Source organism: Flavobacterium rhizophilum (assembly GCF_046000485.1).
GTDB classification, from domain to species: domain Bacteria; phylum Bacteroidota; class Bacteroidia; order Flavobacteriales; family Flavobacteriaceae; genus Flavobacterium; species Flavobacterium rhizophilum.
In genome coordinates this window covers 101095-126170 of record NZ_JBELQB010000007.1, presented here as the reverse complement: position 1 = coordinate 126170, position 25076 = coordinate 101095, and the positions used below count along the sequence as shown (strand labels likewise).

At 38.5% G+C, this 25076-nt stretch carries 21 protein-coding genes and 2 tRNA genes; 10 read left to right on the top strand and 13 right to left on the bottom strand.

Going from position 1 to position 25076, the window contains the following annotated elements; translation table 11 throughout:
* Positions 1-46: 46 nt before the first annotated feature.
* Together ftsY and ABS768_RS10710 are read left to right on the top strand one after the other, a co-directional pair.
* Entirely contained in the window at positions 47-1000 is a 954-nt protein-coding gene (ftsY, locus tag ABS768_RS10715; RefSeq protein ID WP_408074966.1) for a signal recognition particle-docking protein FtsY, read from the top strand.
* 45 nt (positions 1001-1045) lie between these two features.
* On the top strand, positions 1046-2266 hold the full coding sequence (locus ABS768_RS10710) for an outer membrane beta-barrel protein (RefSeq protein WP_408074965.1): 1221 nt from the start codon (positions 1046-1048) through the stop codon (positions 2264-2266).
* A gap of 36 nt (positions 2267-2302) precedes the next feature.
* Here the strand turns inward: ABS768_RS10710 and ABS768_RS10705 are convergent, their stop codons facing one another.
* Positions 2303-3394: a serine hydrolase domain-containing protein gene (locus ABS768_RS10705; RefSeq protein ID WP_408074964.1), complete on the bottom strand. Its 1092-nt coding sequence runs from the start codon at positions 3392-3394 to the stop codon at positions 2303-2305.
* Between the two features lie 118 nt (positions 3395-3512).
* On the opposite strand from ABS768_RS10705, the gene ABS768_RS10700 reads away from it, so the two are divergent.
* Both ABS768_RS10700 and ABS768_RS10695 read left to right on the top strand, forming a co-directional pair.
* A complete protein-coding gene (locus tag ABS768_RS10700; protein WP_408074963.1) occupies positions 3513-3935 on the top strand; it encodes a hypothetical protein in 423 nt (140 codons plus the stop codon).
* Positions 3935-4231 (top strand): DUF721 domain-containing protein, encoded by a 297-nt coding sequence (locus ABS768_RS10695; protein ID WP_408074962.1) that lies wholly within the window; start codon positions 3935-3937, stop codon positions 4229-4231. The genes ABS768_RS10700 and ABS768_RS10695 overlap by 1 nt, the downstream gene beginning before the upstream one ends.
* Before the next feature lie 56 nt (positions 4232-4287).
* On the opposite strand, the gene ABS768_RS10690 is transcribed toward ABS768_RS10695, so the two are convergent.
* The 5 genes from ABS768_RS10690 to ABS768_RS10670 form a co-directional block, all read right to left on the bottom strand.
* Positions 4288-4707, bottom strand: a complete 420-nt coding sequence (locus ABS768_RS10690) for a nucleoside-diphosphate kinase (protein WP_035132464.1) — start codon at positions 4705-4707, stop codon at positions 4288-4290.
* Positions 4708-4784: 77 nt separating this feature from the next.
* Complete coding sequence (bshC, locus tag ABS768_RS10685; RefSeq protein WP_408074961.1) at positions 4785-6374, bottom strand: bacillithiol biosynthesis cysteine-adding enzyme BshC; 1590 nt, start codon at positions 6372-6374, stop codon at positions 4785-4787.
* 52 nt (positions 6375-6426) lie between these two features.
* The gene (locus ABS768_RS10680) at positions 6427-6774 is read right to left on the bottom strand and encodes a hypothetical protein (RefSeq protein ID WP_408074960.1); all 348 of its coding nucleotides are present in this window, start codon (positions 6772-6774) and stop codon (positions 6427-6429) included.
* Between the two features lie 64 nt (positions 6775-6838).
* Positions 6839-7189, bottom strand: coding sequence for a hypothetical protein (locus ABS768_RS10675; RefSeq protein ID WP_035132470.1), 351 nt, complete (start codon positions 7187-7189; stop codon positions 6839-6841).
* A gap of 2 nt (positions 7190-7191) precedes the next feature.
* Complete coding sequence (locus ABS768_RS10670) at positions 7192-7671, bottom strand: hypothetical protein (protein WP_408074959.1); 480 nt, start codon at positions 7669-7671, stop codon at positions 7192-7194.
* 98 nt (positions 7672-7769) lie between these two features.
* Between ABS768_RS10670 and ABS768_RS10665 the strand changes: the two genes are divergently transcribed.
* Positions 7770-9983: a B12-binding domain-containing radical SAM protein gene (locus ABS768_RS10665; RefSeq protein ID WP_408074958.1), complete on the top strand. Its 2214-nt coding sequence runs from the start codon at positions 7770-7772 to the stop codon at positions 9981-9983.
* 15 nt (positions 9984-9998) lie between these two features.
* Here the strand turns inward: ABS768_RS10665 and ABS768_RS10660 are convergent, their stop codons facing one another.
* The 4 genes from ABS768_RS10660 to ABS768_RS10645 all read right to left on the bottom strand — a co-directional run bounded on the left by ABS768_RS10660 (position 9999) and on the right by ABS768_RS10645 (position 14657).
* Entirely contained in the window at positions 9999-10448 is a 450-nt protein-coding gene (locus tag ABS768_RS10660) for a hypothetical protein (protein WP_408074957.1), read from the bottom strand.
* An 85-nt stretch (positions 10449-10533) separates the two neighbouring features.
* Positions 10534-11862: a 30S ribosomal protein S12 methylthiotransferase RimO gene (gene rimO, locus ABS768_RS10655; RefSeq protein WP_408074956.1), complete on the bottom strand. Its 1329-nt coding sequence runs from the start codon at positions 11860-11862 to the stop codon at positions 10534-10536.
* A gap of 144 nt (positions 11863-12006) precedes the next feature.
* Complete coding sequence (locus ABS768_RS10650; protein WP_408074955.1) at positions 12007-13503, bottom strand: OmpP1/FadL family transporter; 1497 nt, start codon at positions 13501-13503, stop codon at positions 12007-12009.
* A gap of 56 nt (positions 13504-13559) precedes the next feature.
* Complete coding sequence (locus tag ABS768_RS10645) at positions 13560-14657, bottom strand: hypothetical protein (RefSeq protein ID WP_408074954.1); 1098 nt, start codon at positions 14655-14657, stop codon at positions 13560-13562.
* 106 nt (positions 14658-14763) lie between these two features.
* Here ABS768_RS10645 and proS point away from each other — a divergent pair, with 106 nt between their 5' ends.
* The 5 genes from proS to typA all read left to right on the top strand — a co-directional run bounded on the left by proS (position 14764) and on the right by typA (position 18780).
* Positions 14764-16239, top strand: a complete 1476-nt coding sequence (gene proS / locus ABS768_RS10640) for a proline--tRNA ligase (protein WP_408074953.1) — start codon at positions 14764-14766, stop codon at positions 16237-16239.
* Positions 16240-16320: 81 nt separating this feature from the next.
* Positions 16321-16392 (top strand) — tRNA-Glu (locus ABS768_RS10635).
* 68 nt (positions 16393-16460) lie between these two features.
* A tRNA-Glu gene (locus ABS768_RS10630) sits at positions 16461-16532 on the top strand.
* 35 nt (positions 16533-16567) lie between these two features.
* On the top strand, positions 16568-16819 hold the full coding sequence (gene rpsT / locus ABS768_RS10625) for a 30S ribosomal protein S20 (protein WP_157483307.1): 252 nt from the start codon (positions 16568-16570) through the stop codon (positions 16817-16819).
* Positions 16820-16980: 161 nt separating this feature from the next.
* The gene (typA, locus tag ABS768_RS10620; protein WP_408074952.1) at positions 16981-18780 is read left to right on the top strand and encodes a translational GTPase TypA; all 1800 of its coding nucleotides are present in this window, start codon (positions 16981-16983) and stop codon (positions 18778-18780) included.
* 40 nt (positions 18781-18820) lie between these two features.
* On the opposite strand, the gene ABS768_RS10615 is transcribed toward typA, so the two are convergent.
* The 3 genes from ABS768_RS10615 to ABS768_RS10605 form a co-directional block, all read right to left on the bottom strand.
* Entirely contained in the window at positions 18821-19639 is an 819-nt protein-coding gene (locus tag ABS768_RS10615; RefSeq protein WP_408074951.1) for a hypothetical protein, read from the bottom strand.
* Between the two features lie 65 nt (positions 19640-19704).
* Positions 19705-22200, bottom strand: coding sequence for a T9SS type B sorting domain-containing protein (locus ABS768_RS10610; protein WP_408074950.1), 2496 nt, complete (start codon positions 22198-22200; stop codon positions 19705-19707).
* A 56-nt stretch (positions 22201-22256) separates the two neighbouring features.
* Complete coding sequence (locus ABS768_RS10605; RefSeq protein ID WP_408074949.1) at positions 22257-25025, bottom strand: T9SS type B sorting domain-containing protein; 2769 nt, start codon at positions 25023-25025, stop codon at positions 22257-22259.
* Between the last annotated feature and the right edge of the window lie 51 nt (positions 25026-25076).

Below are 25076 nucleotides of genomic sequence, written 5' to 3'. Positions count from 1 at the left end.
TTTTATTTTCTATATTTACCATCGGAAAAACGAGACTTAAAAGCATATGAACTTCTTTAAAAAAATATTTTCTTCTGAAAAGAAGGAGACTTTAGATAAAGGGCTTGAGAAAACAAAAACTTCTTTCTTCTCTAAGCTGTCAAAAGCTGTTGCAGGTAAATCTAAAGTTGATGATGAGGTACTTGATAACCTTGAGGAAATACTTGTATCGTCTGACGTTGGTGTAAATACTACCCTAAAAATAATAGAGCGTATTGAAGAGCGCGTATCCAAAGACAAATATCTGGGTACAGATGAGCTTAACCAGATATTAAGGGAAGAGATTGCCGGACTATTATCTGAAACCAATACAGGTGAAGCTACCGATTTTGAAGTTCCTGCTAATAAAAAGCCTTATGTGCTTATGGTAGTTGGAGTGAATGGAGTAGGTAAAACCACCACAATTGGTAAGCTGGCATATCAGTTTAAGAAAGCCGGGCACAAAGTAGTACTTGGTGCTGCCGATACCTTTAGGGCTGCTGCTATAGATCAGTTACAGGTTTGGGCAGATAGGGTAGGTGTTCCTATCGTAAAGCAGCAAATGGGTAGCGATCCTGCTTCTGTTGCTTTTGATACATTACAGTCGGCCGTTACTCAGGGTGCCGATGTTGTAATTATAGATACAGCCGGAAGGTTACACAATAAAGTAAACCTAATGAACGAGCTTTCTAAAGTAAAAAGGGTAATGCAAAAGGTAGTGGGCGATGCTCCGCATGATGTGTTACTTGTGCTGGATGGTTCAACCGGGCAAAATGCTTTTGAACAGGCTAAGCAGTTTACGGCTGCTACAGAGGTTACTTCGCTTGCAGTTACTAAACTTGACGGTACTGCCAAGGGAGGAGTTGTAATTGGTATATCAGACCAGTTCCAGATACCTGTAAAATATATTGGTGTTGGTGAAGGGATAGAGGATTTACAGGTATTTAATAAATATGAATTTGTAGATTCGTTCTTTAAATAAAAACCAAATAAACCAATATTAATCAATTAATCACCTTACAAACAAATGAAATTTTACGTTCTGTTGGTGGCATTTTTCTTTGCCACTGTAACTTCTTATTCCCAAGAAAATAAAGGCTATTATGTTACTAATGGCGATGTGAGAATTAACGGCTATTTTAAGTCGGATAATTTTTCAAATCCAAATGACATTGAATTTAGAAAAGATGATTCAGAGTCTTTTGAAAAATTAGAGCTTCAAACGATAAAAGAGTATGGTATTGATAATCGCACCAGAATAATTAAGAAAACAGTTGAAGTGGATAGATCACGATCTTCATCTGTAAAATTTTATTCTAATTTCAAAGATCCCGACTGGCAAAAAGCAACATTGTTCCTTAATGTAATAGTAGATGGGGATGCTTCTTTGTATTCTTGTATTTATAACGGAGAAAATAAATTTTTTTACGAGATAAATTCAAAACAAATAAGACTGAGTCAGTTAGTGTACAAAAAATACTTTTTTAATAATAGCGATGTAAAAGAGAATATTACTTATAAACAGGATTTGTATAATAATGTTAGATGTGATGATTCTGATATTAACTATAATTCTTTAAGTTATACCGAAAGCTCTCTTAAAAAAGTATTTGTAGCCTACAATGAATGTCATAAAGGAGCTTATGCAGTGTATGAAAACAAAGTGACTTCAAAAATTGAACTCTCAGTAAATGGTTATGCGGGTCCTACGCTTAATATGCTCTCTACAAAAACACAAGGAGGAAGTGGTAATGATAGCGGTTTCGGACTTAACATAGGAGCTGAGGTTGTTGTTGTGACATCTTCAGGTAATTTAGGAGGCTTTTTAAGACTTGAGTATGCAATGTTGGCATCCGAACTTGAAACAATCACACCTTCTGCCAGTACAGATAGGCTTGCAGAAGAGTCTAAGCTGGATGTTAGTTATTTTAGTATTGTTTTAGGTCCGAGATATTATTTTAACGAAAATAAAAACAATAAAGGATTGTTTCTTGATGCAGGTTTTGGGATGGGCTTTGCCTCGGGAGAGTTAGTGAAAACCAGGTATGGAACAGGAGAGTATTTTGTGGGGTCTATAACAAAGTATGATTTAGCACATAATTTTTACCTGAGTGTTGGGTTTGGTTATGCTCTTTCAGATAAAATGGGTGTAGAAGTAAGATACGATACTCCAAGGGAAGTTGTAGATTATAACAGTAATTATAAATTCAGTAAATTAGGACTGAATTTTAAATATACATTTTTATAAAAAGAAAAAGAGCCGCTTTATAAGCGGCTCTTTTTTTTACTCTATAACGGCGTTTATTTTTTGCCAAAGCTCATTGTCAAAGCCCGATAGTGCAAAATTTTCACCATCGGCAGCATTACCCATTCGTATGACTACCATTTTTTTAGACGGAATCACATAAATTTTCTGGTCATTTTTTCCCAGTGCCATGTACATATCTGTTGGTCCCGATGGTATAACCGGACCGTTAAACTCAAACTGTGTTTGTGGTAGGTGGTAGCTTTCCTTTCCGTTTAACCACCATAGATATCCGTAGGATTTATTGATTTCCTGTGAAGTATTTATGGCACTGTTGAAATAGCTGCTGTTTATAATTTGTGTCTCTTTCCATTTACCATTATTAAGTGCCAGTAGGCCAAAGCGTGCCATGCTACGGGTGGTACTCCAGTATACACTAAGGTCTTCTCCGCTTTCCAACCAGGTACCTGTCATTCCTATAGGATCTCTTAGTTTGCTATTAAAATAGGTGTTCCATGATTGTTCGGTAGCTTGGGCTACAACATCCTGTAGTTTTACATATTCATTATGATAAGCCCATCGTGTACCGGCATCTGCAATGTATTGTAGGTTGGCGGGAGAAACATCGTCCCCCAATGAATCATCCAGTCCGGATGTCATGGTTAGTAAATGCCTGCATGTAATAAGATTTTCTTTGTCTAACGTTGCACTCGTCCATCCTGTGCCTAAATAATCGGAGACTTTATTATTAGTATTAATAAACCCTTCCTGTTCGGCTATGCCTGTTAATGTTGCCGTAAGGGTTTTACCTGCACTGGCCCAATACCAAGGAGTTGTTGCTGTATGTCCGTTAAAATAGTTTTCCATTACAATACGGCCGTTAACCAGTATCATAAAGGATTTGGTGTTTTTGGTTTCCAGAAATTCCAGTAGTGCCGGAATATTACTTTCATTCCACTCCAGTGTGGCGGGTGACTTGGTTTCCCAATTATCGGTTCCGTTATCAGGGAAATACATGGCTTCCTCTACCGGAGGGTTAGTTGTTCCTCCAGATTCGGCTTCACTATCGTCAGATGAGCTACAGGCAAAAAACAAAAATGAGCTTAATGCTATAAGTGATAATTTTTTCATACGGTTATAGTAACTGATGCTAAAGATATTAAATACTTGTTTTCGTTAAACTCGTGTTTTAAAATTTGCAGACATTTTTAAATGCTTAAATTTGCTTGTTAATAACTAAAAACTAATCATGAAAAAATTATACCTTTTTTTATTTGTAGCGATTGCTGCTATATCATGTTCGCAAAAAATTGAGAAGGCCGATTTAAAAAAATTAAACGGTTACTGGGAAATTGAAGAAGTTGTAATGCCCGACGGAGAGAAGAAGGAATATAAAGTAAACCCAACAATTGACTTTTTTATGCTGAGTGGTGAAGAAGGTTTTCGTCAAAAGGTAATGCCTTTGCTAGAGGGGGGCTACAGGACTAATGGTCTTCGTGAGAAAATGACTATTACAGAAGAAGACAACAAAACCTATATTGCCTACAAAACCGAGCATGCTGAGTGGAAGGAGCAGATACTTGAGGTAAATGAGGAGAAGCTTGTTGTTAAAAATGAACAGGATATAGAATATCATTATAAAAGAGAGAAACCTTTTACTAATAAGAAATAATGGCAAAACGATTAAACGATTACAATTCGGTAAGCGATGTGCTTAAACAGTTTATTGAGTCTAATAATCTGCAAAAGGGTATGGATAAGATAGATGTTAGGGATGCATGGAAAAACCTTATGGGTAATGGTGTAAATAACTATACCCGTGAGATAATGCTAAAGGGTACTACGCTTTATGTAGAGTTAACATCGGCAGTGTTGAGGGAAGAGCTTAGCTATGGTAAGGAAAAAATCGTTAAAATGATTAATGAGGAAATGGGAAGGGAAATAATTAAAGAAGTAATATTGAGATAAACAAAAAGCCGCTTATAAAGCGGCTTTTTTTATATGTTGTCAGTTCAGGATAGTTATTAGAACTGCTCTCTTCCTGCAAAATGGAAGTTGCTCTCGATAGCAGCGTTCTCATCGCTGTCTGAACCGTGAACTGCATTCTCACCAACAGAAGTAGCATATTTTTTACGGATAGTACCTTCTGCAGCGTCAGCTGGGTTAGTAGCACCAATTAATGCTCTGAAATCTTCAACAGCATTATCTTTCTCAAGGATAGCAGCTACGATTGGTCCTCTTGTCATGAATTCAACTAGTTCACCAAAGAAAGGTCTTTCTTTGTGTACTGCATAAAATGCCTGAGCATCAGCTAAAGTAAGTTGAGTTAATTTCAGAGAAACGATTCTGAAACCAGCTTCAGTTATCATAGATAAAATACCACCGATGTGTCCGTTTTCAACAGCATCCGGCTTAATCATTGTAAATGTCCTGTTAGTTGCCATAGTCTTTTTAAATTTTGTGCAAAAGTAGTAGTTTTTACATTAATAACTTTAATAAATTATTAATGTTTTTTACTTTTTTACAGCACAACTATATTAAAGTCGTGTTCCAGTGGTTTAAGGCTACTAAACAGTTTGTCAATAAGTTTACCATCGTACTCCAGGTAAAACTGAGAGAAGTTGGCTTTTCGTTCCTGCAGGCTCCTGCCCGGGAACAGTTCGTTTTGAATTTCGGTTATACGCTCCAGCTTATCGGCATGATTGTGTTTTTCTGCCCTGCGGAGTTTTTTCTCTAAATTGTCAAGCCCCTTTAACTGTTTTGTTTCCTGTGCTTTTACAGCTCCTCCAAAAGTAGCATCTGTTTTGGTTGCCATAGCATGAAGTTTGGCGAACTGTTGCTGTAAAAACTCTCTTTGCTCACTAAAGTCAAGGCTTAGGTCTGAAAATTCTACCGTTTTTTTATTTACAAGCTTATCCTGTTTCATAAATACATCGGCCCAGCTTAGGTTAAGCCTGTCCAGTTTTTCGGCTTGCTTTTCGGTGGCAATCAGTACAGAGTTACGCAATAACAGCATAGGGAAAGTAACTCCTGCCGACTCAAAATAGGATTTAAGTTCCAGCCAGTAAGCAAGTTCTCCGCCTCCGCCTATATAACATAGGTTAGGCAGTATTACTTCTTCATAAAGCGGACGCATAATTACATTAGGGCTAAACTTCTCCGGGTTAGTTTCCAGTAATGCCAGTATTTCTGCTTCGCTAAATTGAATCTCGGTATTGTTTATATAGTAAACGCCATCCTGTAAAATGATACGTTCTCTTATGTTATCTTCTATATAAAAGAGGTTTATTTCCCTTGGGTTTACCTGTATATTATAATCTGTAAGGTTATCGGCTGTTTCGGCTACTTTAGTATGCGATGTTTGGTTTAAAAGCTCTTCCTTAACATGCGGGGTAAACAGTCTTTTCAGGTTAGCGCTGTCTCCGTCAATAATTACCAGTCCGTTTTTACCGAATATTTCATTTGCCAGAAAGCGGGTCGCATCGGCAAGGTTGCTGTGTTTTATATAGGCTTCACTAAAAAGTTCTTTTAGCCATGCAGCATTGTTACCCGGGCCAAGCTCTTTTTCAAAAACCTCTAACACAGCTTCAAGTCCCAAGGTAGATAATCTCCCTACCGGACCAGTGCTTTCCCTGTTCCAGCTTATTTTTTTATCCTTAAAGTTAAAGTAATTTATTTCGTCAAAGTCATGATCTTCGGTAGCCATCCAGTATACCGGTACAAAGTTGTACTCAGGGTAGGTTTCGCTAAGCTGTTTGCTTAGGTTTATAGTGCTTACAATTTTATATAAAAAGTAAAGCGGACCAGTAAACAGGTTTAGCTGATGGCCTGTGGTTATGGTAAAGGTGTTTTCCTGTTTTAGTAAATCAAGGTTATGTTTTGTAGCTTCGGTAGTATTGAAGCCTGCATATTGTTTTTCTAAAGCATTGAATAAAACACTGCGTGAATCACTACTGTAGTTTTGCTGTTTTTCCTGTAATTGCTGCTTAAAGTTTTGCAGGGTAGGGAAGCGGTTGTATAACGGCTTCAGGTTTTCTTTTTGGTTAAGGTAATCGGTAATAAGCGGGGTGAAATATCCTGAACTTTGGAAGCTAATACAGTCTGACGGCATTGTAGTAATTTATTTTCCTGTAAAGTTAGGGAAAAAAGGAATACAAACTGTATTATTGATTATGCCAGTTATGAAAGCAATGTGGGCATATTTTAGCTCGCGGAGTACGTGCCCTTTTTCCGCATTTTGGGCAGTTGTTGAAAAACTGAATATCTTTGTTTTCATCGACTATCCTATGGGCTGATTTACTCCTAAAGTTTTCATACCCGATATTAAGGAGTTTTAAAGTCTCAGGATCCTCGGTTAGAACACCCATTTCCAGTAAATTTTTTCTTTTTTCAGGGGTGGGTTTATGATCAACAGTATGTAAATAATTACAATGCTTTAGGGCGAGTGCTTCTTTTTCTGTAAGTAGGTTGGAGAAGTGTTCTAAAATATAATTTACTGTTTCTTTGTCCATTATTTTTTAGGTCTTTTTAAAATAACTGCCATTAAAGGCATAGCTGTCAAAGCTATTCATTACATTACAATTTAATCTCAAATATTTTTTTGATGGCATTGTAAAGAACATCCAGTGCAGCATTAGCCGCTTTTTGGGCTATGGCTTTAGATATTATGGCTATAGCATGCAGTTCGGCTTCAAAAACAAGTTTTTCATCTTCCAGTCTTGATTTAAGCTTTTCTATAGGAAGGTCGCCTGTAAGGGTAAGTTCTGCTAAAAGTTCCAGTCTTTCCTTACGTCGGTTTAAAAACTCGTTAGCTACTGATTTTACTTCTTCCCAGTTGTCTGTTACCGTATCTTTAACGGTGCCCAGCATTTGAGCCAATACTTCGTTGATGTCAAATATAGGGTCGTTGGTTTGTAGATTTGTCATTTTTATTCGGGTGGATTGTTTGCAATTTGTTTTCCTTTTTCAGCCGAAAGCATAGCGAAGAACAGGTCATCAAAGGTTTTACGGTTCAGTTTGATTTCGCCGTCACTTAAATAGTCCTGCTCTTTGTGTTCGGCTTTGTATTTCCTCCATAGCTGTAGTGTGATTTCACATATCCTTGCAGAGTGTTCGTTAACAGGCTTCACTTTGTTTTTTGTGAGTAGTGAGTTCAACTCTACTTCAAAGTTAATGTACTGCTCCTGGAATATTGCGTAAGCTCTTCCGTTTTCTTCTTCTGCTGTAACTTCAAGCATAATAAGGTAAAAGCGGTCTATCTCTTTTGCAGTGGTTTCAATCTGTTGTACCATTCCGTCATCATAAGGAGCAACGAGCTGAACTTTACAGGAGATAAACGACAGGCTTAATGCCAAAAGGATAAGCAACGACTGTATTTTGAACCTGGATTGTAATAACATGGTTTTCATTTGCGGTTGGTTTAAGTAAATATACTTAAATTAGGGAGTGTAATAAAAATAAAAAACCAAAAATATCTCCTACTTTTGCAGGCTAAACCATTACTGTTTTGAGTACTAAAGTATTATTAATAACACCGCCTTTTACCCAGCTTAATACGCCTTATCCGGCTACCGCATACCTTAAGGGATTCCTTAATACTAAAGGTATTAGCTGTGTTCAGGCCGATTTAGGTATTGAGGTGATATTAAAACTTTTCTCAAAACAGGGACTGGCAAATCTTTTTACCCGTATAGAGGAGGGACTGGAGACAGGAAGCCTGCAACCATCTGCCAATTCAGAACGTATTATTGCACTTAAGGACGAGTACCTTAAAACTATTGATGCGGTAATGCTGTTTCTGCAAGGGAAAAACCCTACGCTTTCCCATCTTATATGTCAGGAAGATTTCCTGCCTGAGGCTTCACGCTTTGCACAGCTTGAGGAACTGGATTGGGCTTTTGGTAGTATGGGAACTCAGGATAAGGCCAAGCATCTTGCAACGCTTTACCTTGAAGATATATCTGACCTGATTGTGGATTGTATAGACCCCCATTTTGGGTTTAGCCGTTATGCGGAACGACTGGGACGTTCGGCTAATTCGTTTGATGAACTTTACGGTAGCCTGCAACAGCCTTATACTTATATCGACGAACTGCTTATAGATTTACTGCACCAGCGTATGCGGGATACTAACCCTATGTTGGTTGGTTTTTCGGTACCGTTCCCGGGGAATCTATATTCGGCTTTTAGGAGTGCGCAGTACATCAAAAAAATATTTCCTGATGCAAAAGTGAGTATGGGAGGCGGTTTCCCAAATACCGAATTGCGTTCGCTTACTGATACCCGTGTAATGGAGTTTTTTGACTTCATTACTCTTGATGACGGAGAGGCTCCGGTGGAATGCCTTGTGGAGCATCTTGAAGGGAAAAGAGATGTAAACCAACTGAAACGTACTTTTGCTTTAATCGAGGGAGAGGTTACTTATTTAGATAATTCAGGATGTAGGGACTACAAACAAAGTGAGGTAGGTACTCCTGATTATTCTGATTTATTACTGGACGATTATATTTCGGTTATAGAGATTGTAAACCCTATGCACCGCATGTGGAGTGACGGCAGGTGGAATAAACTTACCATGGCACACGGTTGCTATTGGGGTAAATGTACATTTTGTGATATATCATTAGACTATATAAAGATATACGAACCTATTGCTGCTAAACTGCTGGTAGACCGTATGGAAGAAATGGTGAAGCAAACTGGGCAAAACGGTTTCCATTTTGTAGACGAAGCCGCACCGCCGGCATTAATGCGTGAACTGGCACTGGAAATTATCCGAAGGAAACTGGCAGTAACATGGTGGACCAATATCCGTTTTGAAAAAAGCTTTACGGCTGATTTGTGCCGACTGTTAAAAGCATCGGGTTGTATAGCGGTTTCGGGCGGACTTGAAGTGGCTTCCGACAGATTGCTGGAACTAATTCAAAAAGGCGTAACCGTAGCTCAGGTGGCCAGGGTTACACGAAACTTTACCGAGGCCGGCATTATGGTACATGCTTACTTAATGTACGGTTTCCCTACACAAACGGCTCAGGAAACTATTGATTCGCTAGAAATGGTGAGGCAGATGTTTGAGTTAGGGATATTACAGTCAGGGTTTTGGCATCAGTTTGCCATGACGGCTCATAGTCCTGTAGGGATGTATCCCGAAAAGTTTGGCGTAATAAAGGAAAACGAAACAATAGGTACTTTTGCTAATAACGATATTGTACATATTGACAAAACCGGAACTAACCACGATAAATTTAGTTACGGACTAAAAAAATCACTGTTCAATTTTATGCATGGTATCTGTTTTGACTATCCGTTGCAGGATTGGTTTGAGTTTAAGGTACCGCGTACTAAGGTAAATGAGGATTATATACATAATGTACTTCATGAAGATGATACGTTTACCGTTAAGCCTACTGCAAAAGTGGTATGGATAGGGGGTAAGCCTACAGTGTCTTACTTTACCAAAAATAAAAAAGGGAGAACTTTTGAAACTGCCTCATTGACCTTTCATGATAAAAAGGAAAGTTATAGTATACAGGTAAATCGTGAGCAGGGAGAGTGGTTAGTGAAGTTGTTAAGAGAGATTACTGTAAATCCTGAAAATAAGGTACTGGGATTCCAGCAGGTAAAACAAAATTATGAAGCCGAAGGGATGGACGATTTTGAACTGTTTTGGTATAGTAAACCCGTAAACACTTTACGTGAATACGGGCTTCTTATATTGTAAGTTATAAATGAGTGATTATTTCTTATCACGCTCGTCTATAATTTTTTGATAAGCTGTTTTTTGTTCTTCAGAAAGTAAAGGGAAAATCTCTTTATCTATTTCTTCACTTATTATCCTGAATTTATCAGTTATAACATCTCTTGTATCGACCTGATTTTGTGAAAGAGCAAGTATTTCATCCTTACGCTCATCATAAACTGATTTAACTGCGGCTTTTTGGAAATCATCCAGTTTAAGCTCCTTAGCTAAATAGTCAGACATTAGCACTGATAGGTCTTTAGGTTTTTCATCCTTATTCTTCCTGATGCTTTTTTTGTTTCTTTGGGTATCTATCCTTCTGTCTACACCCGGCCTGTAGCCTGAACCATAATAAGGATCGTAGTAACTGCCGTAACCATATTGTGCCATAGACTCATATCCTGACAAAAGAAGGAAGGCAAAAACCAAAAGCTTAAAATATTTCATAACTGTATTGCTTTTTAAAGAAATTCAAACTTAATCATTTTTTAAACAAAAAAGCTAAAGTTATTGAACTTTAGCTTTTAAGGTATTATTCGGCAGAGGTATTTGCCGGAATGCCATACAGGTCAAATTCTGTAGCGTCGGTTATTTTTATATCAACAAACTCACCTGTTTTAAGGTAGGTAACGGTAGCATCAATAAGTACTTCGTTATCTACATCAGGGCTGTCAAACTCTGTTCTTCCTATAAAATAGTTTCCTTCCTTACGGTCAATAATACAACGGTATACCTGTCCGATTTTTTCCTGGTTAAGTTCCCATGAAATTTGAGACTGTAGTTCCATAATTTCATTAGCACGCTGTTGCTTCACATTGGCAGGAACATCATCTTCAAGAAGGTAGGCATGGGTGTTTTCCTCATGAGAGTAGGTAAAGCAGCCTAAACGCTCAAAGCGCATTTCCTCTACCCAGTTTTTAAGTATCTGGAAGTCCTCTTCGGTCTCTCCCGGATACCCTACAATAAGGGTAGTTCTAATAGCCATTCCCGGTACCATTTCCCTAAAGTCTCTAAGTAGTTTAGTAGTCTTTTCATAGGTAGTACCACGGCGCATTGACTTTAATACATTGTCACTAATATGCTGAAGCGGAATATCTATATAGTTACATATTTTAGGTTCGCGTTTCATTAGGTCTAATACATCCATCGGGAATCCGCTAGGGAAGGCATAGTGTAATCTTATCCATTCTATACCTTCAACCTTAGCAAGGTTTTCAAGTAGTTCGGCAAGGTTACGTTTTTTATATAGATCAAGACCATAGTAAGTAAGATCCTGAGCAATAAGTATAAGTTCTTTAACTCCGTTTTTAGCTAAACCTTCGGCTTCTTTAACCAGTTTTTCAATAGGCTGGGAAACGTGTTTACCTCTCATTAAAGGGATGGCGCAAAAACTGCATGGGCGGTCACAGCCTTCGGCAATTTTAAGGTAAGCATAGTTTTTTGGGGTAGTGGTTAAGCGTTCCCCAAGAAGTTCATGTTTATAGTCGGCTCCTAATGCTTTAAGTAGTAATGGTAGTTCGGTTGTACCAAAATACTGATCAATATTAGGGATTTCCTTCATTAAATCAGGTTTGTATCGTTCAGAAAGGCATCCTGTAACAAAAACTTTGTCTACAATTCCCTGTTCCTTCTTATCGGCATAATTAAGGATCATGTTAACCGATTCCTCTTTTGCATTATCAATAAAACCGCAGGTGTTTATTACAATAATGTTTCCTTCCTCTTCAGCCGGAGCTTCGTGGGTAACATCTTTGCCGCTTGCTTTAAGCTGGCCCATAAGCACTTCACTGTCATAAACGTTTTTAGAACAGCCCAGGGTTATTACATTGATTTTATTTTTCTTTAACGATTTGGTTCTCATGTACTTGAAAATTGGAGTGCAAAATTACGCTTTTTATTGATAAACAGGAGTATATAGCGTTAAAATTTATATTAGCAGGCAGTAATAAAAAAACCGCCCTTTTTAAAAAGAGACGGTTTTTTCAGTATAAAGCAAGATGAAAAATTATAAGTCAAGCGTGTAAGACAGTGTTACATTATTATTACTGCTGTTTATCCTTGCCGAATCGGTAAGTCCTGCAGTTAGTAACGGTGCGTTTGATTTTCTTTCAAAATAAGAATAAGCAAGGTCGAGTCTTGAGTTGTTGAAAGCAAAACCTAAACCAGCAGACCATCCTGTAAGGTCACCTACAGTATAGCCGTTTTTATACGGACTTTGCTCATAGCGGTAACCACCCCTTAGACTAACGAATTTAATGCGGTATTCTGCACCTACGCGAAATTCGCTTGCCATGTCAAGGCTGTTTTCCAGTTCACTGTTTATTGAGCCATAACCATTGCTGGTGTATTTTGTTTGGCTGTAATCTTTAAGGGAGTAGTCAAAGCTTATTAATCCCGATCCGCCAAATATGTAAGCTAAACTACCGGTATATTTACCTGGAGTTTTTAATCCGTAATCATCAAGAATAAAGGTTATTCCCGGGTCTGTAACAACATTACTTCCGTTATAGCGTGCAATTATGTTTTGTGTTATCTCATCCTGTAGTCTGTACCATGTTGGCGATTCGTAAGCTAAACCAAAACGAAGTGATTCGGTAGCTTTGGCAATAGCACCTACGTTAAAAGAGAAACCTCCACCATAGGTATATCGTCTGTTATTAAAACGAACAGCCTCAAGCCCAGTGGTTGGGTTGGCATAATCTTCATATAGTGATGATGTTTTAATATAATCGGTAAAATGTGCGTTAAGATTGGCACCAAGGTAAAGCCAGTTTTCAATTTGCATTGCAAAGTTAAAAGCTACCTTGCCGTTATATCCTCTTGTAGAGATACTGTTTTCATTGTAATAAGGCCCTGCCGGTACGTTACTTGAATACGTAGTGTTTTCTGGAGACGAAGTGTCGGGGTTAAATATATAAGCATTATAGCCTAAAAAAGCCTGTTGGTCTATAAAGCTTAAATCTTCATAGTACGAATTATTAAGGGTGCTCAAATAAATTCCGCCTTCATTGCCAATACCGTTAGCGTAACGTAAAAAGTACTGGTCTATAGAATTGTTTGGATTGTATCCGGCAGAAAAGAAACTATTGTCCAGATTATCGGTATTCTCGTAGTTAAATGCTATGGCAAACTTTTTAAGTGTAGCATTTTCTTTTGTATTGTTGTATACAAAAACAGCTCCCAGCTGGTTTAATTCCAGTGAGCTGTCGGTATCTTTAGTTCCTGTCCCAAAATAATCAGATTTGTTCCTGATGTTATAGTTGGTAAGTGATATGGTAGCTGTATTGTAATTGAAAATGGCCGAACCTGCAGGGTTTACATTAATGGCCGACATGTCTCCGCCAAGTGCGCCAAATGCTCCGCTCATTGCTCTGAAACGTGCTGTACCGTTAAGATTTCCGGTGGCGTACCTTACGGCATCTTCGGGAGTATTAAGGTTTTGTTGCGCATGCAGGGCTGCTGCTGTTAATGAAAAAGCAGCTATAAATAAATATCTTTTCATAGTGTAGTGGTTTTTTAAAGCCCCGCGTTACCACGGGGCTATGTATTGTATAGTAATTAGCCTCTTCTTCCGCCGCCACCGCCGCCGGATCTTCCACCTCCGCCACCGGATCTTCCGCCACCGAATCCGCCGCCTGAACTTCTTGAAGGCGATGGGCTGTAAGATCTGCTAGGTGAACTCGATCTTGTAGAAGGAGTATAACTTCTTGTGTTTCTTGTATTTGTAGAAGGGGTGTAGTTTCTTGTACTTCTTGTTCTTGAAGAGTTGTTGTAGTAGGAATTTCTGTCGGAAGCATTTCCTCTGCTTCTTACTGTAGCACTGTTTCTTGACTGCGTTGTGCCTCTTCCCGGGGTGTAATTACGTCCCGAAATATTACTTCGTCCCGAAACGTTACTTCTTCCGGCTACATTACTTCTGCCACTGTATGGGCTTCTTCCTGCAACTCCGCTTCTGTTACCACCATAAGCAACATTAGATCGGCCTCTGTTATTATAGTAACCGTTATGATTGTAGTAATACGAGTGTCCGTAAGGGTAGTAGTACCAGTTATTCCAGCCATAGCCTCCCCAGCCCCAGCCACCGCCGTAGTATGGGTATCCCCATCCACCGCCGTAACCCCAGCCCCATCCAAGGCCAACGTTCCAACCGCCCCAGGAGTTCCACCCAAGGCCTATGCTCCAGCCCGGGCCACCCCATCCGCCATAACCCCACCAGGGATTATACCAGTTGTTGTAGTAACCGCCATATCCGCCACCATAATAGTTTACGGTAATGTTGTCTGGGTCTTCGCCCCATCCGGTATAAGAGTTTCCGCTGTAATTGCTGTTATAGTTAGTAACGCTAACAACGGTGTCGTTATCGTAATAAGCATCATTTTGCTCATCGTATATAGGAAATTCGTTTTCCAGAGAACTGAAATATCCCTGATAGTTCATATTTTGACCGGAAACTTCACCGTCCCTGTATTGCTGTACGTTACCGTCGTTGTAAGTGTACACAGGGTTATTGTTGCTGTCTCTTGGTACAGTTCCGTAAATGCCGTCGTTGTATGATGAGTTATTCTGGTACGAACTACACGAGGATGCAGTTATAGCCAGAAGTCCCAATACAGAGTATAAGGAGATTTGACGTAGTGTAAAGTAGTTAGTTTTCATAACGCTGCATTTTTTTTTATTGTTGGACTACACAAAAATAGTTAGTTTTGCCAAACATAATTAGTAATACATTTATAAAAACAATATTTGTGCCAATTTATTAGAAATGAGTAAGAATTTAACTAAACGGTCAGAAGATTATTCCAAATGGTATAATGAACTGGTTGTAAAAGCAGACCTTGCTGAGAACTCAGGGGTTAGGGGATGTATGGTAATAAAACCATACGGCTATGCAATTTGGGAAAAAATGCAGGCAGAATTAGATAAGAAGTTCAAGGAAACCGGACATCAAAACGCTTATTTCCCCTTATTTATACCCAAGTCTTACTTTAGTAAGGAGGCAAGCCACGTAGATGGTTTTGCTAAAGAATGTGCAGTGGTTACTCATTACAGGCTAAAAACCGGTGAAGACGGAAAAACAATAGAAGTAGATCCTGATGCTAAGCTGGAAGAAGAGCTTATTGTAAGACCTACCTCTGAAACCATTATATGGGATACCTACAGGAAATGGGTACAATCGTACCGTGACCTGCCTATACTTGTTAACCAGTGGGCTAATGTTGTGCGCTGGGAAATGAGAACACGTTTGTTTTTAAGAACTGCAGAGTTTTTATGGCAGGAAGGGCATACTGCCCATGCTACTAAAAGTGAGGCAATAGCCGAGGCAGAACAAATGATGAACGTGTATGCTGATTTTGCCGAGAACTTTATGGCAATACCGGTAGTGAAAGGAGTTAAAACTGCTAACGAGCGTTTTGCCGGTGCAGAGGAGACTTACTGTATCGAAGCGCTTATGCAGGATGGTAAAGCACTACAGGCGGGTACTTCGCACTTCCTTGGTCAAAACTTTGCCAAGGCTTTTGATGTGAAGTTTGCCAACCAGGAAGGAAAGCAGGATTATGTTTGGGCTACATCATGGGGAGTGTCTACCCGTTTAATGGGAGCGCTTGTAATGACACATAGTGATGATAACGGACTTGTGTTACCACCAAACCTTGCGCCTATACAGGTTGTAATTGTGCCGATACATAAAACAGATGAACAGCTTGCTGAAATTAGTGAGGAGGTAAATATACTGGTAGCTAAACTAAGAAAGCTGAATATATCTGTTAAGTTTGACGATAGGACTACGCATAAGCCAGGATGGAAGTTTAACGAGTATGAGCTTAAAGGTGTACCTGTAAGAATTGCTATGGGACCAAAAGACCTTGAGAACGGAACTTTTGAGGTTGCCCGTCGTGATACACTTACTAAAGAAGTAGTAGCTAAGGATGATATCGTAAATTATATTCAGGATTTGCTGGAAAAAATCCAGTCTGAACTGTTTAATAAAGCTCTTGATTACAGAAATTCGCATATTACCGAAGTAAATTCTTTTGAAGAATTTAAAGATATTTTAGACAATAAAGGCGGTTTTGTGGCGGCTCATTGGGACGGTACAAGCGAGACTGAAGAGAGGATAAAAGATCTTACTAAGGCTACAATCAGATGTATAGCTCTTGATAGGGTAGAAGAAGAAGGTCAATGTGTACTTACAGGCGCGCCATCAAAGGGACGAGTGCTGTTTGCTAAGGCATATTAAAAAAAAATAAAAATTTTTGTTTCAGCTATTGCGTAAATGAAAAATAGTTGTACATTTGCAACCGCAATAATGAAACAAAACGGTCCGTTCGTCTAGGGGTTAGGACGCCAGGTTTTCATCCTGGTAACAGGGGTTCGATTCCCCTACGGACTACAAAATTGAAGTTCTAAATTTATTTACTGAGAATAATCCGAAAAAAGGACTTCAGGGTAACAAACAATGGTCCGTTCGTCTAGGGGTTAGGACGCCAGGTTTTCATCCTGGTAACAGGGGTTCGATTCCCCTACGGACTACAAATTTTATATAACAAGATATTTAAGTTAACAAAATGGCAAATCACAAGTCAGCTTTAAAAAGAATCAGAAGCAACGAAAAGAAAAGAGTGTTGAACAAGTATCAGCACAAAACTACTCGTAATGCAATTAAAGCAATACGTTTAGCTACAGATAAGAATGAAGCTTCAGGAAAATTATCTTCTGTTATTTCAATGATTGATAAATTAGCTAAGAAAAATATCATTCACGCTAACAAAGCTTCAAACTTAAAATCAAAGCTAACTAGACACGTAGCAGCTCTTTAATCAGATAGCGTTACTTGTTTAAATTATAAAATTTCTAAGCTCCTGTAATAAGGAGCTTTTTTTGTTTTATTACTATTAGGTTATAAATTTCTTAAGTGTCTAATAGTTAGTGTATTTTGTATTAAAATAAAGTGTACCTTTGCACCTTCAAAAAAATAAAGATGGCGTCTATAAGAAACATTGCAATTATTGCTCACGTTGACCACGGTAAGACTACGCTGGTTGACAAAATTATGTACCATTGCCAGTTATTCCGTGAAAACGAGAACACGGGCGACCTGATACTTGATAACAACGACCTGGAACGTGAGAGAGGTATTACCATTACTTCTAAAAACGTATCCGTTAATTACAAGGGAACTAAGATTAACATTATCGATACCCCTGGTCACGCCGACTTTGGTGGTGAGGTAGAGCGTGTACTTAATATGGCCGATGGCGTACTTCTTTTAGTAGACGCCTTTGAAGGACCAATGCCACAAACACGTTTTGTACTTCAAAAAGCGATTGACCTTGGACTTAAGCCTTGTGTGGTTATCAATAAAGTTGATAAGGAAAACTGTACCCCTGATGAGGTTCACGAAAAAGTATTCGACCTTATGTTTGAACTTGGTGCAGAAGAATGGCAGCTTGATTTCCCTTCAGTATACGGTTCTGCTAAGCAAAACTGGATGAGTACCGACTGGAAAAACAAAACAGAAAATATAGAGCCGCTTCTTGATATGGTTATAGAGCACATCCCTGCTCCAAAAGTATCAGAAGGTACTCCGCAATTGCTTATTACTTCACTAGACTTTTCTAGCTTTACAGGACGTATCGCTATCGGTCGTCTTCAAAGAGGTAACCTTACAGAAGGGATGAACATATCTCTTGTTAAGCGTGACGGAAAAGTAGTGAAATCAAAAATAAAAGAGTTACACACTTTTGAAGGTCTTGGACGTAAAAAAGTAGATACAGTAGAAGCAGGTGATATTTGCGCACTTGTAGGTCTTGAAGGATTTGAGATTGGTGATACTGTCGCTGATTTTGAAAATCCGGAAGCTCTTGCAACCATTGCAATCGATGAGCCTACAATGAGTATGCTTTTCACCATTAACGATTCGCCATTCTTTGGTAAAGAAGGTAAATTTGTTACTTCAAGACACATTAAAGAAAGATTAAACAAGGAGCTTGAGAAAAACCTTGCCCTTAGGGTGAACGAAACCGACAGTGCCGATAAGTTTATGGTATTTGGTCGTGGTGTACTTCACTTATCTGTACTTATCGAAACGATGAGAAGAGAAGGTTATGAGCTTCAAATCGGTCAGCCACAGGTTATCATTAAAGAAATTGATGGTGTTAAATGTGAGCCGGTTGAGGAACTTACTATCGACTTACCAGAAAACCTTTCGGGACGTGCAGTTGAGTTTGTAACTGTTCGTAAAGGTGAGATGATTAGTATGGAGCCAAAAGGTGAGCGTATGATTGTTAAATTCATCATTCCTTCACGTGGTATTATAGGTTTAAGAAACCAGTTGCTTACAGCTACTGCGGGTGAGGCTATCATGTCACACCGTTTCTTAGAGTACCAACCGTTTAAAGGAGATATACCAGGACGTATTAACGGTTCTCTTATCTCTATGGAAAACGGTAAGGCTATTCCTTATTCTATTGATAAATTACAGGAGCGTGGTAAATTCTTTGTAGATCCTAACGAAGATATTTATGAAGGTCAGGTTATTGGTGAGAACTCTCGTGGAGACGACATGGTTGTAAACGTGACTAAAACCAAAAAACTTACTAACGTTCGTTCATCGGGTGCAGATGATAAAGCAAGGATTATCCCTGCTATCAAATTCTCTCTTGAGGAAGCACTTGAGTACATCCAGAAAGATGAGTATGTAGAGGTAACGCCAAAGAGCTTACGTTTACGTAAAATCTACCTGAATGAAAATGACAGAAAGCGTTTTAAAATCGCTTAATGATATATAAAAGTAAAGCCCCGCATTTGCGGGGCTTTTTTTATTGGTATATATACTCTGTTTCTTTTATCAGAATATCATTGTGATATTCTTTTCTGTTTGTTGGTAATCCTATATCGTTAAATATATAATCATATTTTTTTACAGATGATATTGGTCCGCTTTCAACGGTTTCTTTTGTTAAATATTTATCGGTAATTGAATCTATGTCATCAAGAATATTGTCAGCCATTAAAATATTATTGCTTAAGTACAGGTTGTTTTTATTTCTGTCGTTTAATAATAACCTATTATGAAACTCATCATATTCATAAAGTATATTATTACTTCCGTTTGTAGTTAATGTAGGATTTTGACCATTATACGTAATAGTATATTCTTCTAAATTTGATACTTGTTTGTATATAAGGTTGTCACTGTTTAAGTAAAATGTTGCTGTTGATTCTCCTCCACCATTGACCATTCGTAGAGCTGAGATTGTATTGTCGTTGTTATAAGTGTAATCAGTATTGTATGATTGGCTTCCTCGATATTTTTTAAACGCGATTCTCTCATGCTCATCATAAATATATTCATAAGAATAAATAGGTGTAAAATTATCAGTACCGGTTTTAGTGATTCTAAGAAGGCTTCCGTTTGAATAATACTCGTATTTTGTTTTTCCGATGCGAAAGTTACTATTATTGTAATGCATTATTTGAGTGATTTTTCCATCAGAATAAGAATAATGTGCTATTTCTGTTCGATTACCGTTACTGTATTTCTGTACAACAACTTCAGTTAGGTTAGATGATAGGTCATCTTTGGAACAAGCTGTAATAAGGGTAGCAACACTAAACACTGCTAATAATTTTTTCATAAGGTTATGGTTGATTAAATTTGTTTTAGTCAAAGATAAAATTATAATTAAAATAATTGTAAGTATTACCTTATCATACTAAAATGTCCTTTAACAACCCTTCCGTCATCAAGGGTAACCACATACCAATAGTCTGTTGAAGGTAACGGTTCACCATTATAGGTGCCGTCCCATCCTTTGCTTTTAGGGTCTATACTGGCCAATAGTTTACCATACCTGTCATAAATAAATATGGTACTGTTTTGATAGAACTTTAAGTTCATGCCTATAATATCCCAGGTGTCATGAACACCGTCTCCGTTAGGAGTGAAGAATTTTGGGATAGAAAGAACAGAGAATTGTTTAAACACGGTACCACATCCGTTTACGTCGGAAACATAAACGGTATGTACACCCGGCTGCACTCTTTCAAAAAAGTTAGATTCCTGAAACGGACCGTTAGGCATATCTATACTGTATCCGTAGGTAGTATTAACACCTCCTGTAGGTGTAACATGTACAGTTACCGTGTTATTATCTACAAGATCAACTACATCTACGCTTTCTATTTGAGCAACATCAGAAGGTGTTACGGTTATAACCTGAGTTTTTTTACATCCATTCTCGTTGGTTAGGGTGACGGCGTAGGTTCCTGAGCGGTTTACATGTATTACAGGTGTAGTTTCTCCGGTAGACCATTCATATGTATACTGCGAACTGGTAATCCCTGAACTAAGTGTTATATAGCTGCTAGAGTTAGCGCATATCCTTTCTTCATTAATGGCGTTTATAGCAGGGATAGCCATAGTGCTTACCATAAATGAGGTTATAGCATAACAACTGGTGTTACCTGTGTTTTGTACACGGGCATATATTATTTGAGGATCACTGCTATTATTAAAACTGTTTGGATTAACCGGAAGATTTGCATTTTGAGCATTTTCCAATGAATCGTAATAGGTTACCTCATAATTATTAGGGTTTTGATTCCCTAATATTATTTCGGTATTATTGCTTAAAACAAAGTTTTCAGTGCCGTCGTCACTAATATCACAAAGAGTTAGATTAGGAGCGTCGTTAGCAACCGGAATGGCTGCTATAGTAACGTTTTGTGAAAAAGTAAAATCTTCTCCCGCGTAGGTTATAGTAGCCACTACATTATAAGTGCCGGGACTGGTGTATGTATGTGTTGGTACTGTTTCGCCTGAAGCGGGCGAACCATCGCCAAAATCCCATGATATGGTATCAAACTCATTTGAAACAAGCAGGGTGAATTCTGAAGTTTCACCCAAGCAGGTATTTTCAACCTCTATACTGGCAAAAAAGTAGGAAGTTATAAAAGGCGGAAGTCCAAAAAAACATTCGGTACCCGCAGGTAAAGTAACAGCATTAGTTTGATAACCACAGGCTACACCTGTTTCTTCGGGGTTGTTTATCACATCAAGATTTTGAGATGCTACCACTGCCCTGTATATTTTACCGTTAGGCCCTAACTGAAGCGTTCCCGATTGAGGAGTGTCTGAAATAAAAATTTCTGAGCCTGGAATATTAGCTGCTTCAAGATTATACTGATAAATTCCACTAATAACATTTGCCGTATCATAAGATGCATAAAGCTTTTTGCCAGACGGAGAGAACTCAACCCCATAGGGTGATCCATTTTCTTTTATCAATAACGGATTTGAAACTACTCCTGTACTGTTATTAAAATCATACAGGTATACCATACCGTTTGATTCTGTTCCTCCGGTTTGAGTACCTGATTGCGTATGTGCAATGGCAAGTTTATTTCCTGTAGGAGACACTTTTAAACACCCTATCGCATTTCGACGATAGCCCGAGGTAGGTATTACAGGTTCGAGCTCACTTATTACCGGAGTTTCGTTTACCCCGTTACTATCTACAAAAAAGGCGTAAAACTTATTTATAAAATGGGTTATAACCCAGTACCCGGTTCCTTCAGCATTTTTTACAGCAGTAATTTTTTCAGAACACTTGTATTTTAATTCCTCAATATTAGTGTCGTCATAAGTAACTAAATGTATGTTTCTTGTAGTAACGTCACCTATGCTGCCGTTATCTCCCGTTACCGAAAGGTCTACTATTGAGTAATTGAAACCATTATTTAACCCGTCGTCAGATGCCGGTATAGTACTACCATCCTGATAAGGCCCGGGAAAAGGGTTGGGGTAGGTAGCTGTGTTTTCATGATGGGGTTCATCAACCGTAAAAATATAATAGATGTCAGGGTCGTCTGCCTTTGGCACTATAATGCCCGATTGTGTACTGGAAGGGTCTCCTAATAGCCCCGTGCCTGCAGAATAATTTGCATTAGGCATAATCACATGGTTACGGTCCCATACGGTACGACCATCGGTATAGAAAAGTAGATTGCCAAGCTCATCTGATATGGAACTACAACCTTCATTGGTTGTCATTTGTCCGTCAGTGAGTGTTTGTACTGTACCGTTGTCTAAAAAGTGTATACCGGCATTGTTTCCAAAGTACCAGTAATTAGCTTCCTTTTGTGCGAAAGCATTTAATGATAAAAGAAAAAGTAATAGTAAGGTAATTTTTTTCATAGCATAGACCATATAACGGATTAACGTTAAAGGTTTTATAAAATTACAAAAAAAAATTACCTAACCATGGCAAAATGCCCTTTGATGTTTCTTCCGTCTTCCAATTCAAGTAAAAACCAATAATCAGTTGATGGAAGGGCTTCTCCGTTATACATACCATCCCAGCCTATGCTATCACCCCAAAAGCTACTAACCAGTTTGCCGTAACGGTCAAAAATTGAGATTTTCGATTTAGGGAGGAAGTAAATAAAATATACCTGCCAGGTTTCATTAATACCGTCTCCGTTTGGTGTGAAGTATTTAGGGTAGTTTAAAAGTACCACATCTTCCTGTTCCGTTTTACATCCGTCCTTAGATCGTATATATACTTCATATAGCCCCGGAGTGAGGTTGCCGAAATAAGGTATGTCTGTATAATTTTCCCCGTCCATAGAGTATTCAAAATCTTCCCAGTTAGGAATATCAATAGCTATGGAATTGTCATATTGGGTAAAGTCTTCAATTCTTATTGAGTAGTCTATTACCGGTAGTTGGGCAACACTAATGGTAAACGATGTAATGTCGTACCCCAAGCAGCCATTGGTGCTTTCAAGCCTTGCCCAAATGGTTTGACCTGTATAAGGGACACTGTTTTGATGTACATCGTTTAACGGATTGGTTTCGTTTTGGGCATCCTCCAGCGAGGCATAATAAGTGACCTCCCTGTTAGATTCGCCATTTGCTATAAGTTCATCATTAACGCTTAGTATGAATAGTTGTAAGCCGTTCATGTGTAGGTCACACTGCCATAAATCGGCAGGCTCTCCTGCTACGATAGGATTGATGATTTCAATAGTAAAGTTTTGCAGCGGACTGTAACAGCCTGTTTCTGTATTATAGATTTGCGTATAGATTGTTTGCGGATTCGTAATATTGGCGTAAGCCTGTGGATTGACAATTGCATTACCGGCATTAAAATCGTCCATGCTGGCGTAATAGGAGTATATCAAATTAGTTTGTTCTCCCGTAAACATTTCTTCGTGAACGGTAAGGTCAAACGCGTTCGACTGGTCGTCTACACCATCATCATCACACTGACTAAGGTCTAATAATATATCGTTAGGATTATTGAAAACCGGAAGGTTGAGTATACTAATCGTAAAAGATGTTATGCTGAAACACTCACTATCGTTGCTTCTTTCCATTCTTACCCAAATAGTCTCATCGGTATATGGCTGCTGGTTTTGATAAGGTAAATTAAGTGCATTCGTAGCATTAACAGCGTCTTCCTGCGAATTGTAATAGGTTATCTCGGTTGAAGTATCTCCATCCTGTACTAAGGAATCATTTACAGAAAGATCAAACTGTTGTATTCCGTTTTGGTTATCATCACACATAGCAAGATTTTGCGGAGTTCCGGGGCTTACTGTTGATGTACCTATGGAAAATGCCTGTGTAATATAACACCCGGTGTCGTTATTGGTCATCCTTACATATATCATCTGCGGATTAGCTGTGCTGAAATAACTTGTAGGATTGCTTATAGGATTATCATTTAGTACATCAGTACCCGAAGCATAGTAGGTGAAAGAAGTATTTGGAGTATTGCCCGAAAAAGACTCTTCATTTATAGTAAGATTAAAAGTGGTGAGTCCGTCATCAGTACCGTCACTATCACAAAGATTAATAGGTATAGGCGGAATTTCAAAGTTATAAACGCTTATGGTAAATGAAATAAGGTCAAAGCAGTTTTCGTCTGTTTTTTCCAGTCTTGCCCATATTATCTCACTTTCGTATGGAATTGTATTTTCATACAAAGGGCCAATTGCTCCTGTGGCATTTTCGGCATCCTGCATAGAGGTATAATAACTTACAGAAGCATTAGAGGTATTGCCAATAATACCTGCATCGTTAACCGAAAGGTCAAACTCCCGTATACCGTTTTGATTATCGTCACAAAGTGTAATGTCTTCAGCATCTCCACTAATAATAGGTATATCAAGATTAAAGGTTTGTATATCATAACAGCCCGTAACCGGATTTGTCATTCTCAGATATACTGTTGTAACAGGGGTGCCACATGTAAATGATTGCGGATTAGTCATTGGGTTTTCTCCTGTAATCATATCGTTCATGCTGGTATGGTAGGTAAGCTCAACATCGGTTTGTGTACCTATAAACATATCTTGATATACGGTAAGGTCAAAAACAGCCATCTGATCATACACTCCGTCATCACCGTCACACTGGGTTAACCCAAGCGGGATATCATTTGGGTTGTCAAAATAGGGTACTTCATGAAAAGTGGCTGTACCGGTCCATTCTATAGAGAAGTTACTAAAGCCGTGTGGTCTGTCTACCACTAAGTAATAAATTTCATCATCTTCAACATCAACCCATTGTATGAATCCGTTTCCGTCTGAACTCGGACCTTCAGATACGTCAATCTCGGTTTCGTTCATACCGGTTGTGTTGTAATCAAGGCCTGCCTGTAATGGGTTAGTGGTAGAACACCTTATGGGGTCGCCAAGGTTACCGCATTCAAGGTTAGGTCCAAACAGCCAAAAATCAAAATCAACAACAAGATCATCTATTTCTTCAGGAGTAAGTACAAAACCCAGTGTACCGCCGTCTTTTATCTGGATTTTAAACCAAACACTAAAGTGCTCTTCACTATGACAATCGTTAGTTGCAGAACTTAGCTCTAATATATCGCCTACTCCTCCTGCACTAAGCCCATAATAATCCATGCCGCCACAAACAATTATGGCCTCGGGGCAATCACTTTGTCCCCAAGCAGAAATATTAAAAAAGAGGAGTAATAAATATATAAATCTCAATTTCACAGCAGCAATGTTAAGGTTTTTGTAAATTTATATAAAATTTATAAAACCTCA

Bases quoted from the DNA above. Each gene is read 5' to 3' on its own strand.
- ABS768_RS10690 (WP_035132464.1), bottom strand. From the start codon at position 4,707: ATGGCAACTAACAGGACATTTACAATGATTAAGCCGGATGCTGTTGAA.
- ABS768_RS10675 (WP_035132470.1), bottom strand. From the start codon at position 7,189: ATGACAAATCTACAAACCAACGACCCTATATTTGACATCAACGAAGTA.
- ABS768_RS10695 (WP_408074962.1), top strand. From the start codon at position 3,935: ATGGCAAAACGATTAAACGATTACAATTCGGTAAGCGATGTGCTTAAA.
- ABS768_RS10710 (WP_408074965.1), top strand. From the start codon at position 1,046: ATGAAATTTTACGTTCTGTTGGTGGCATTTTTCTTTGCCACTGTAACT.
- ABS768_RS10610 (WP_408074950.1), bottom strand. From the start codon at position 22,200: ATGAAAAAAATTACCTTACTATTACTTTTTCTTTTATCATTAAATGCT.
- ABS768_RS10645 (WP_408074954.1), bottom strand. From the start codon at position 14,657: ATGAAAACTAACTACTTTACACTACGTCAAATCTCCTTATACTCTGTA.
- rimO (WP_408074956.1), bottom strand. From the start codon at position 11,862: ATGAGAACCAAATCGTTAAAGAAAAATAAAATCAATGTAATAACCCTG.
- bshC (WP_408074961.1), bottom strand. From the start codon at position 6,374: ATGCCGTCAGACTGTATTAGCTTCCAAAGTTCAGGATATTTCACCCCG.
- ABS768_RS10700 (WP_408074963.1), top strand. From the start codon at position 3,513: ATGAAAAAATTATACCTTTTTTTATTTGTAGCGATTGCTGCTATATCA.
- typA (WP_408074952.1), top strand. From the start codon at position 16,981: ATGGCGTCTATAAGAAACATTGCAATTATTGCTCACGTTGACCACGGT.
- ABS768_RS10650 (WP_408074955.1), bottom strand. From the start codon at position 13,503: ATGAAAAGATATTTATTTATAGCTGCTTTTTCATTAACAGCAGCAGCC.
- ABS768_RS10705 (WP_408074964.1), bottom strand. From the start codon at position 3,394: ATGAAAAAATTATCACTTATAGCATTAAGCTCATTTTTGTTTTTTGCC.
- ABS768_RS10660 (WP_408074957.1), bottom strand. From the start codon at position 10,448: ATGAAATATTTTAAGCTTTTGGTTTTTGCCTTCCTTCTTTTGTCAGGA.
- rpsT (WP_157483307.1), top strand. From the start codon at position 16,568: ATGGCAAATCACAAGTCAGCTTTAAAAAGAATCAGAAGCAACGAAAAG.
- ABS768_RS10615 (WP_408074951.1), bottom strand. From the start codon at position 19,639: ATGAAAAAATTATTAGCAGTGTTTAGTGTTGCTACCCTTATTACAGCT.
- proS (WP_408074953.1), top strand. From the start codon at position 14,764: ATGAGTAAGAATTTAACTAAACGGTCAGAAGATTATTCCAAATGGTAT.
- ABS768_RS10680 (WP_408074960.1), bottom strand. From the start codon at position 6,774: ATGGACAAAGAAACAGTAAATTATATTTTAGAACACTTCTCCAACCTA.
- ABS768_RS10670 (WP_408074959.1), bottom strand. From the start codon at position 7,671: ATGAAAACCATGTTATTACAATCCAGGTTCAAAATACAGTCGTTGCTT.
- ftsY (WP_408074966.1), top strand. From the start codon at position 47: ATGAACTTCTTTAAAAAAATATTTTCTTCTGAAAAGAAGGAGACTTTA.